The 9003-nt window shown below is 67.8% G+C and carries 13 protein-coding genes; all 13 read right to left on the minus strand.

Annotated elements, in window-relative coordinates:
* Window positions 1-7 precede the first annotated feature (7 nt).
* Complete coding sequence (gene fliR, locus OJ997_RS26230; RefSeq protein WP_270028255.1) at window positions 8-784, minus strand: flagellar biosynthetic protein FliR; 777 nt, start codon at window positions 782-784, stop codon at window positions 8-10.
* Complete coding sequence (fliQ, locus tag OJ997_RS26235) at window positions 774-1073, minus strand: flagellar biosynthesis protein FliQ (protein WP_270028256.1); 300 nt, start codon at window positions 1071-1073, stop codon at window positions 774-776. The genes fliR and fliQ overlap by 11 nt, the downstream gene beginning before the upstream one ends.
* Window positions 1070-1714 carry a flagellar type III secretion system pore protein FliP gene (gene fliP / locus OJ997_RS26240; RefSeq protein ID WP_270028257.1) on the minus strand — a complete coding sequence of 215 codons (645 nt, stop codon included), beginning with the start codon at window positions 1712-1714 and terminating at the stop codon, window positions 1070-1072. Before fliP ends, fliQ begins: the two co-directional genes overlap by 4 nt.
* On the minus strand, window positions 1711-2229 hold the full coding sequence (locus tag OJ997_RS26245) for a FliO/MopB family protein (protein ID WP_270028258.1): 519 nt from the start codon (window positions 2227-2229) through the stop codon (window positions 1711-1713). The genes fliP and OJ997_RS26245 overlap by 4 nt, the downstream gene beginning before the upstream one ends.
* Window positions 2230-2366: 137 nt before the next feature.
* Window positions 2367-3329, minus strand: a complete 963-nt coding sequence (locus OJ997_RS26250; RefSeq protein ID WP_270028259.1) for a YihY/virulence factor BrkB family protein — start codon at window positions 3327-3329, stop codon at window positions 2367-2369.
* A gap of 28 nt (window positions 3330-3357) precedes the next feature.
* Window positions 3358-3717 carry a flagellar motor switch protein FliN gene (gene fliN / locus OJ997_RS26255; protein ID WP_270028260.1) on the minus strand — a complete coding sequence of 120 codons (360 nt, stop codon included), beginning with the start codon at window positions 3715-3717 and terminating at the stop codon, window positions 3358-3360.
* Window positions 3718-3724: 7 nt separating this feature from the next.
* On the minus strand, window positions 3725-4180 hold the full coding sequence (locus OJ997_RS26260) for a flagellar basal body-associated FliL family protein (RefSeq protein ID WP_270028261.1): 456 nt from the start codon (window positions 4178-4180) through the stop codon (window positions 3725-3727).
* Window positions 4181-4200: 20 nt separating this feature from the next.
* Complete coding sequence (locus OJ997_RS26265; RefSeq protein ID WP_270028262.1) at window positions 4201-5052, minus strand: flagellar motor protein MotB; 852 nt, start codon at window positions 5050-5052, stop codon at window positions 4201-4203.
* 6 nt (window positions 5053-5058) lie between these two features.
* Entirely contained in the window at window positions 5059-5865 is an 807-nt protein-coding gene (locus tag OJ997_RS26270) for a flagellar motor protein (protein ID WP_270028263.1), read from the minus strand.
* Window positions 5862-6161, minus strand: a complete 300-nt coding sequence (locus OJ997_RS26275) for a flagellar FlbD family protein (RefSeq protein ID WP_270028264.1) — start codon at window positions 6159-6161, stop codon at window positions 5862-5864. Before OJ997_RS26275 ends, OJ997_RS26270 begins: the two co-directional genes overlap by 4 nt.
* Window positions 6162-6265: 104 nt before the next feature.
* On the minus strand, window positions 6266-7111 hold the full coding sequence (locus tag OJ997_RS26280) for a flagellar hook-basal body complex protein (protein ID WP_270028265.1): 846 nt from the start codon (window positions 7109-7111) through the stop codon (window positions 6266-6268).
* Between the two features lie 63 nt (window positions 7112-7174).
* A complete protein-coding gene (locus OJ997_RS26285; protein WP_270028266.1) occupies window positions 7175-7621 on the minus strand; it encodes a flagellar hook assembly protein FlgD in 447 nt (148 codons plus the stop codon).
* A gap of 21 nt (window positions 7622-7642) precedes the next feature.
* Complete coding sequence (locus tag OJ997_RS26290) at window positions 7643-9001, minus strand: flagellar hook-length control protein FliK (RefSeq protein ID WP_270028267.1); 1359 nt, start codon at window positions 8999-9001, stop codon at window positions 7643-7645.
* Window positions 9002-9003 lie beyond the last annotated feature (2 nt).

Here is a 9003-nt window from a genome sequence, read left to right on the forward strand (position 1 = left end):
CACCCCCCTACTTGAGGGTCGCGATGGCCTGCCAGATCGAGGTGTCGACCTGGTTGCCGACGAAGCCGGAGACGAACGGCAGCGAGGCGCCGATCAGCGTCAGCCCGACGATCATCTTGGCCGGGAAGCCGACCGCGAAGATGTTCATCTGCGGGACGACCTTCGAGACGACGCCGAACGCGGCGTCGACGATGACGATCGCGATCAGCACGGGCGCGGCGATCATGAACGCGGCCACGAAGATGCCGGAGAACGCGACCTGCACGCCCTCCACCATCGTGCTGATGACCGGCGCGTCGAGCAGCGGGACCGCGTTGTAGGTCCGCGCGAGGCCCGCGATCACCTTGGCGTCGCCGCCCAGGGCGATGAAGATGGCCACGCCGAAGAGGCTGTACACCTGCTGGATGACGGCGGACTGCGTGCCCGTCACCGGGTCCACGATCGCACCGAACGAGAAACCGATCAACGTATCCAGCAGGGTGCCCGCGACCTGCAGGGCCGCGAACATCGCCTGCAGGGCGAAGGCGAACGCGAGGCCGACGATGACCTCCTTGACCAGCAGGGCGGCGTAGCCGAGCACGTCGAGGTCTATCTCACCGTGCTTGACGACCGGCAGCAGGCCGACGGTCAGGGCGACGGCGACGATGCCGCGGACGCGCGAGTTGACCATCTTGCTCGAGAAGAGCGGGGCCAGGATGAACAGCGGCGAGACGCGCGCGAGGACCAGGAAGAAGGCCGCGACCTGCTGCTCGCTGAAGTGGGCGAGGAGGGTATTAGGGTCCATCGGATCCGCCGACAGGCTGGAAGTCGACGGTCTGGGCGATGCCGCCCCAGAGGTTGGTGGTCCAGTCCGTGATGGTGTTGAGCATCCACGGGCCGGCCACGATGAGGACCACGACCATCGCGACGATCTTCGGGATGAAGGAGAGCGTCTGCTCCTGGATCTGCGTGACGGCCTGGAAGATCGAGATCAGCAGGCCCACGATCAGCGCCGCGAGCAGCATCGGCATCGCGACCTTCATGGTCACGCCCATCATGTCGACGAGCAGGCTGGTGACTTTGTCCTGGTTCATGAGTGGAAGCTCTGCACGAGGGAACCGCAGACCAGGTTCCAGCCGTCGACGAGGATGAATAGAAGGATCTTGAACGGGAGGGAGATGAATACCGGTGGGAGCATCATCATGCCCATCGACATCAGCGTGGAAGAGACCACGAGGTCGATGATCAGGAACGGCAGGAAGATCAGGAAGCCGATCTGGAAGGCCGTCTTGAGCTCGGAGATGATGAAGGCCGGGATCAGGACCTGCGTCGGGACGTCCCGGCGGGTCTTGACGTCCTTGACCTTCATGTCGGACAGGCCGACGAACAGCTCCAGGTCCTTCGAGCGCGTCTGGTCGAACATGAACTCGCGCAGCGGCGCCTCGGCCTTCTTGAGCGCCACTTCCTGCGTGATCGCGCCCTTCTGGAGCGGATCGTAGGCCTCCTTCTTGATGTCCTTGAGCGTCGGGCTCATGACGAAGATCGTCAGGAAGAAGGCGATGCCCACGAGCACCTGGTTCGGCGGCGCGGTCGGCGTGCCGAGGCCCGAGCGGATGAAGCCCAGGACGATCAGGATGCGGGTGAAGCCCGTGACCGTGAAGAGCAGGGCGGGGACCAGCGAGATGCCACCGATGAACAGCAGCAGCTGGACGGCGTTCTGACCGTCGGGCTTCACTTGACCACCGTCTTCGCGCGCAGGAGGTTCATCAGGCCCTTGGGGGTCTCGACCTCGGCCTCGAGGCTCGCGAGCGTCATCGACGGCGGCTCGAGCAGGCCCAGCGAGTACGCCTCGGCTTCGCTGTAGCGGCGGATCGGCGTGACCTGGTGCTCAGCGGCACCCAGGAGGACGATCTCGCCACCGACGCGCACGAGGTGCAGCGAGCGGTTCGTGCCGAGGTTCAGCGTCGCGATGTTCTCGAGCGACTCGCCGGTCTCGCCGGTGTCCTTCGCGGCCTTGACCTGCTTGAGGACCCAGTGGAGTCCGTAGATCACACCAAGGACGACCACCAGGCCGAGGATGGTGCGCACGATGCTGCCACCGGAAGCGCCCGCAGCGGTCTCCGTGGTCTTGCCGGCCTCAGCGTTGAGGTTCAGCTTGTCGTCTTCCGACGCGAACGCGACGGGGGCGGTAAGCAGGCAGCCAAAGGTGGCCGCGGCAGCCGCAGGAAAGAAGGCGTGGAGGGTCCGCATAACCGAGGAGGTGAGCCCGGATCAGGCTCAAGGCTCGTATCGGCAGGTGGGGTCCAGACCTGAAGTCCAGTTCCGGACCTCAAGCTTTCGCCCGACGGTCCGACGACGCGGGCGCGTCTACCTGGTGTGCTCCAACGCTATGGCTGAGACGAATCCGCGGGCCCGCCCGGCCCGCCACCAGGTGTACCCGCGCGCACCGATGCGCCCGGCTTCGGTGCTGGAGCGGCGAGTGGAGCCGTGGCAGCGGGCGGTACCCCAACATCGACAGTTCCCCCGCGGCGGTAGCGCAGTCGCTCAAATCGCAGCTCGTTGATCACCGCGCCTGAGAGCACGATCAGCGCGAGCACGTAGAACCACACGAGCGCGATCAACACGAACACCGCGCTCGTGCCGATCCGCAGGGTCGAGATGTTGGTCAGGTAGACCGGGAACGTGACGTCCACGATCCCGGTCGCCAGCGTCGCGCCCAGCGCGCCCGGCCACACGCACGACCACGGGATCGGTCCCTTGGGCACCGCGGAGTAGGTGATGCACAGCGCGCCGAAGAGCACGAGCAGGCCGAGCCCGACCGACGCGAAGTACACGACGTCGTCGGTGCCGGCGAGCCCGAACGGCAGATCCTCGGCGCTCGAGGCCAGCAGCGCCTGCACGGTCGGCACGGCGACGCTGGCCGCGATGAAGATCAGCACGACCGCGAGCATCGCGAAGCCGAACAGCTTCTGGTGGACCCACGAGCGGCACGGCCGGTGGTAGATCTTGCAGAACGCCGTGTCCAGCGCGCCCCAGAAGGACGCGCCCACCCACAGCGAGGAGACGACGGCGACGATGCCGACCGTCGTCGAGGACTCCTGGAGCCGGCGGATGCCGTCCACGAGCGTGCTCTCCGCCGCCGTGGGAAAGATCGTGCGGGCGTCCTGGATGACGGACGCGGCGAGCTCCGGGGAGCGCACGACGCGGCTCGCGACGAACAGCGAGATCAGCGCGAGCGGGAAGATCGACAGCAGCAGGTTGTACGCCACCATCGCGGCGAGGCCGGTGATCCCGTCCTCATAGGCCTTGCGCCAAAAAGCGGCAACTGCACGGGCGGCGCGTCGAAACACGCCGCCCGTTCTAGCCGAAACGCTGGTACTAGGCGTCGCCCTCAGCGCCGTCAGCGGCCTCTGAGCCCGCAGGCGCCAGGACTTCGGTGACCCGCAGGCCGAACTCCTCGTCGATCACGACGACCTCGCCGCGGGCGATCGGCTTGCCGTTGACCAGCAGGTCGACGGGCTCGCCGGCCAGGCGGTTCAGGGTCACGATCGACCCCGGCCCGAGCGCGAGCGCCTCGCGGATGGTCATCTTCGTGCGACCGACCTCGACCGCGAGCTCCACCGGCACGTCGTGCAGGCGGGAAAGCTCCTCGGCGGTTACCGGCGCGCTGGGCGCGGCGGGCTCCGCCGGGCCGGCGGTGGTCGTCTCGAAGGGTGCGTAATCGACGTTCTCAGCCATTTCTGCCTTACTGGACCGTCAGGTCCGAGAAGATGACGTGCTCCACCTTCACATCGGTGTGCTTCTTGATGTCCTTGAGGATCTCTTCCTTGAGATGCTCGCGGCCCTTCTTCTCGATGAGCTCTTTGTCCGTCGCATCAGTCAGGGTATCCGTGATGACGTCGCGGACAACGCCTTCCTGCAGCATCGCGCCGTAGCCCTCGGGCGGGGTCGGGGCGGCACCGTGGCCACCGCCGGCCGCGACCGTCGACACGTCGTCGTGAGCGAGGATCAGGCCGACCTGCAGCTTCGCGAAGCGGCCGTCGGCGAGGTTGACGAGGAACTCCTTCTCGAGCATGTACACGGAGCCGTGGACCTTGGGCTCCGGCTTCTTCTCGGCCGCCGCCGGCTTGGCGAGGACGAACTTGTACGCGCCGCCGAGGATGGCGAGCAGCGCGATGATTGGGACGATCTTCTTGACCATGGTTTCAGCGCCTCCATGCGCTAGGGAGTTGACTCCGTGTCGGTTGTGACTGGGGCGTTGATGCGCGAGAGCACGATCTCCACCCGGCGGTTCTTGGCACGTCCTTCAGACGTGGTGTTGGTATCGATGGGCTCCTGGTTGGCGTACATGCCACCGGAGACCCGTCGGGCCAGGACGCCGTTCTGGACGAAGTCCCGGATCACTGCGCCGGAGCGGGCTCCGGACAGCTCCCAGTTGCTGGGGTACTGCGACCCCGAGATCGGCTGCGAGTCGGTGTGACCCTCGACGACGATCGGATGCTCACGCTCGTCGCGCACGACGACGGCGATCTTGTCCACGAGCTTCTTCGCGTACGGCTTCAGCGTGGCCGAGCCGGAATCGAAGAACACCTTGTCGGTGAGCAGCTGGATGACCAGGCCGCGGCGACGGATGGTCACGTTGACCTTGCCCTTCAGCCCCGCCTGCTCGGAAAGCTTGTCGATCCGGCGCTTGAGCTTCCGGAAGTCCTGCTCCTCCTGCTTGGAGGCCTTCAGCTTCTCGCCGTTGGTCTTCTCGGACGTCTCGGCCTTGATGTCGGTCAGCGGGCGCAGCGAGGGCAACGGCGGCTGCACCGAGGCCTGCTCGGTCTCGTCAGCGCTGGCGCCGGTGCTGAGCATCGACTTGCCGCCATCCAGGACCGCGCCGGAGAACGCGTCGTTGAGGGACTTCTGGAGCGCCTCGAACTTCGACGTGTTCACCGACGAGATCGAGAAGAGCACCATGAAGAGCGCGAAGAGGAGGGTCATCATGTCCGCGAAGGACACGAGCCAGCGTTCCTCGTTCTCGTGCTCCTCCTCGAAGTGCCCGCCCTTTTGTCTGCGATGACCGGCCATGGTGGTTTACGCGGCCGCCTTCGCGGCGCCGGAGTTGGCCGTCACGGACTCGCCGTCGGCGGGCCGCTTGGACGGCGGGACGAAGGTGATGAGCTTCTCCTGGACGACGCGCGGGTTGTCGCCGGCCTGGATGGAGAGGATGCCCTCGACGATCATGGCGCGGGCGTGGAGCTCCTCCTGCGAGAGCTGCTTCAGGCGCGCGCCGGCGGGGAGGAAGATGACGTTGGCCGAGGCCACGCCGAGCAGCGTCGCGATGAACGCCGCGGCGATCATCGGCCCGAGGGTCTCGGGCTGATCGAGGTTGCCGAGCACGTGGATGAGGCCGAAGACGGTGCCGATGATGCCCATCGTCGGGGCGTAGCCACCGGCCTTCTCGAACGGCTGCGTGGCCGCCGCGTGGCGCTTCTGCATGGCCGAGTTCTCGGACTCGAGGATGTCGGCGACCAGATCGGGATCCGTGCCGTCGACGACGAGCTGGAGGCCCTTCTTGGTGTACGGGTCCTCGATCGTGTTGGTGACCTCGTCGAGGGCCAGCAGGCCGTCACGACGGGCGGCCTCGGCGTAGCCGACGAGCTCCGCGACCTTCGCGTTGAGGTCGGGCGCCTCCGTCATGAAGATCCGCTTGTACTGCATCGGGATGTTCTTGACGGAGTCGAAGCTGGTGCCCATGACGGTGGCGCCGAGCGTGCCGCCGAGCACGATGAGCATGGCCGGCAGGTTCAGGACGGCCATGGGGTTGGAGCCTTCGAGGGTGGCTCCGAGATAGAGACCGGCGATCCCGATGGCCAGGCCGATAAGGGAAGAGACCTTCATCGGTCATTCTCCTCGTGATCAGTGTTTGGAGGGGGAGAGGCGGAGGTGGCGGCCACGAGCGTGAGGTTGGAGTCGTGGCTGCGACGCTTGGGGAGGCTGGGCACCGCGTTCGCGAGGATGGACGAGCGCCAGGCCTGGATGGCGGCGACGACGACCTCGGGAGAATCGGAGACCAGGACCTTCTGGTGCGTGGTCAGCGTCACCACCGTGTCGGGCGTCGAGTCGATGGCGACGATCAGGTCGGGGTTGAGGTAGAACTCCTCAGCCCGCGCGGATAGACGGTGAAGACGGATCACACCCCTGTCATCGGCACATGTACGACCAGGCTTAAGCGAAAAAGCCCGCCGGAGGCGGGCTTTTTGGCTCTACGTAAGGGAAGGGACCAGTCCCTTCGAGGGCGTTAGCGCTTCAGGTTCACCAAGTCCTGGAGCATCTCGTCGGCGGTCGAGATGACGCGGGAGTTGGCCTGGAAGCCACGCTGGGCGGTGATCATGTTCGTGAACGTCTGCGAGAGGTCCACGTTCGACATCTCGAGCGTGCCCGGGTTCAGGGGGGCGGCGCCACCCTCGCCCGGCGTGTTCACGGTCTTGTTGCCGGAGTTGGCGGAGACGGCCCACGAGTTGCCGCCCACGCGCTCGAGGCCGGAGGCGTTCGCGAAGTTGGCGAGCGTGAGGCGGTAGCCCGTGGTGCGCAGGCCCGTGCCGTTGTCGACCCACGAGACGCCACCGTTGGTGTCGATGGCCACGTTGGACGCGTCGTCCGGGATCTTGATCGCGACGCCGGTCGTGATCGGGTTGCCCGTGCCCGGGTCCAGCTGGTAGCCGACGACGTACTGGCCGGCCGAGTTGGTCAGGTAGCCCTGGGTCGAGACCGAGAAGTTGCCCGAGCGCGTGTAGGTGCGCGCGTCGATCGGCGCGTTCGCGGCGCCGTTCGGGTTGCCCTCGCCGATCTGGAAGAAGCCTTCGCCGGTGATCGAGACGTCGAGCGGGCTGCCCGTCGTCTGGGCCGTACCCGTGCCCATCAGGTTGTCGATCGAGCCGAGCTTGACGCCGAGACCGACCTGGGCGGCGTTGGTGCCGCCCGTCGCGGTGTTCGCGCCGGCCGCGCCGCGCTGAAGCTGGTTCAAGCTGTCCTGGAACGTGACACGAGCGGACTTGTAGCCGATCGTGTTGACGTTGGCGATGTCATTGGCGGTGACATCCAGCATGACCTGGTGCTGCTTCAGACCGCTGATCGCGGAAAACATGCCTCGCATCATGAGAGGGGGTGCTCCTTGGAGGTTTCTAGCTTGGAGGGGAAGGGCGCGGGGTTACGCGGAGACTTCGGCGATCTTCGACGGGTCGATGCCCGGCTTGCCACCGACGGTCAGGTGGGCCTGGCCGTCCTTGGTGGTTGAGACGCGATCGACCTTGCCGGTCTGGAGGTCGCCCTTGTCGTCGACGTAGGAGACCGTGCGGCCGATCAGGCCGACGGCGGACGACGTCGAGAGCGCCGAGGCGATCTGCACGTTCGTCGACTGCAGGTTGTTGACGCCCTCGACCATGGAGAACGAGGCCATCTGCGCGATGGAGTCGTTGGTGTCCATCGGGCTGGTCGGGTCCTGGTGCGTGAGCTGGGCGACGAACAGCTTCAGGAAGCCGTCCTTGTCCATCGAGGCCTTGGGGTTCGTCAGGCTCGCCGTGTTGGTGGCCTTGGTGGCCGCCGTGTGCGTCGAGTCCGTCGCGGCGGCGGTGGACGTGGCGTTGATAGCGGTCATGAAGAGGGGTTGATCTCCGGATCAGGCAAGGACGTCGACGAGCACGCCGTTAGGGAGGACAAGAGTCGTGTCGGCAGATGCAGCGGTTTCCGCAAGTCCTTCGTCACCCTGCAGACCAACGCGCAGGCGCTGCGCGCCACCCGGCAGGTAGTCGTCGCCGAAGATGTCCGCCTGGGCCTGACCGGCCTGCTGCTGCTCCTGGTACTGCTGCTGCGTCGAGACGTCCAGCGAGAGCAGGTTCACGTTGCGGTCCGCGAGGTCGCGGCGCAGGTCGTCGGCCGTCTGCGTGAGCAGCTTGGCCGCCTCGGCGGAGTCGGCGACGAGCAGCGCCGTGACGCCCTGCGGCGTCGTCTTCAGGCGCACCTCGATGCCACCGAGCTCGGCCGGCCGGAGGCTCAGCTTCGCGTGCGTGATGCCCCGGTCGGCCGCGATCTTGATCATCGCGGCGGCGGTCTCGGGCGCGCGGTACAGCGGCACCGCACGCTCGGTGGCGACGGGCTGGCTGGTCGGCGCGACCTGGACGACCGGCGCGGTCGGGGTGAGCGGCTGCGCGGTGGTCGGCGCGGGCGGCCCGTCGGTCGGCTTGGCCTGCAGCGTGGTCGCGGCGTTCTGCGACGAGGACTGCGGGTTCTGCTGCTGGCCCGGGTCGGACGAGGTCTGCTCGCCGGCGTTCGGGAGCGCGACGGTGGCGTCGGGCTGGGGCGCAGCCGTCGCGGCGTCGGCCGGGGCCGGCGCCGGCGGCGTGGCCGGGAGCTCGATCGCCGAGACGTCCGCCTGCGAGGCGGGCGTGAGGCCCGTCAGCAGCGGCAGCGGGATGCCGCCGGGGGTACCGGCGGCGGGAGTCGGCGGGGCGGCGGGGGCGGGCGGAGTCGTCACCGGCTCGCCCTGGGCGGCAGCGGCGGGATCGACGATGGTCGTCTGGCCCGTGAGCGCGAGGTTGGCCTGCGTGAACGTCGGCAGCGTGGGCTGCGCGACCTGACTCTCACCCTCGGCCGGGACGCCGGTGACGGGCGTGGTCGGCAGGGCGGGCGTGGTCGGCAGCGGGCTGGCGAGCTGCAGCGCGAAGATGTCCGGGGTGACCAGGCGCGGCTTGGGCTCGGTCGGCTCCTCGGCGATCGGCTCGTCCTTCGGCGCGTCGACGGCCTTGGGCTGGTCGTCCGAGGCCGGCTTGGCCTTGACGTCGTCACGCCGGTCGGGGCGCGGACCGTCGTCGCGGCGGCCACGCGGCTCAGAGCGCGGGGCGTCGTCGGTGCGCGGACCGGCGGCGCCGAGCAGCGCGGAGAACGCGTCGGCCGGAGCGTCCGGCTGACGGCCGTGCGGCGCGGCAGCCGGGCGGTTGAGCGCGACGGGACGCGGCGCGGTTGGGCGGTCTGTGGTCATCG

The sequence above is a fragment of the Solirubrobacter phytolaccae genome (assembly GCF_027587195.1).
GTDB classification, from domain to species: Bacteria; Actinomycetota; Thermoleophilia; order Solirubrobacterales; family Solirubrobacteraceae; genus Solirubrobacter; species Solirubrobacter phytolaccae.

Coding starts and splice junctions, on each gene's coding strand:
- fliR (WP_270028255.1), bottom strand. CDS start 784: ATGGACCCTAATACCCTCCTCGCCCACTTCAGCGAGCAGCAGGTCGCG.
- fliQ (WP_270028256.1), bottom strand. CDS start 1,073: ATGAACCAGGACAAAGTCACCAGCCTGCTCGTCGACATGATGGGCGTG.
- OJ997_RS26245 (WP_270028258.1), bottom strand. CDS start 2,229: ATGCGGACCCTCCACGCCTTCTTTCCTGCGGCTGCCGCGGCCACCTTT.
- fliN (WP_270028260.1), bottom strand. CDS start 3,717: ATGGCTGAGAACGTCGATTACGCACCCTTCGAGACGACCACCGCCGGC.
- OJ997_RS26260 (WP_270028261.1), bottom strand. CDS start 4,180: ATGGTCAAGAAGATCGTCCCAATCATCGCGCTGCTCGCCATCCTCGGC.
- OJ997_RS26265 (WP_270028262.1), bottom strand. CDS start 5,052: ATGGCCGGTCATCGCAGACAAAAGGGCGGGCACTTCGAGGAGGAGCAC.
- OJ997_RS26270 (WP_270028263.1), bottom strand. CDS start 5,865: ATGAAGGTCTCTTCCCTTATCGGCCTGGCCATCGGGATCGCCGGTCTC.
- OJ997_RS26280 (WP_270028265.1), bottom strand. CDS start 7,111: ATGTTTTCCGCGATCAGCGGTCTGAAGCAGCACCAGGTCATGCTGGAT.
- OJ997_RS26285 (WP_270028266.1), bottom strand. CDS start 7,621: ATGACCGCTATCAACGCCACGTCCACCGCCGCCGCGACGGACTCGACG.
- OJ997_RS26290 (WP_270028267.1), bottom strand. CDS start 9,001: ATGACCACAGACCGCCCAACCGCGCCGCGTCCCGTCGCGCTCAACCGC.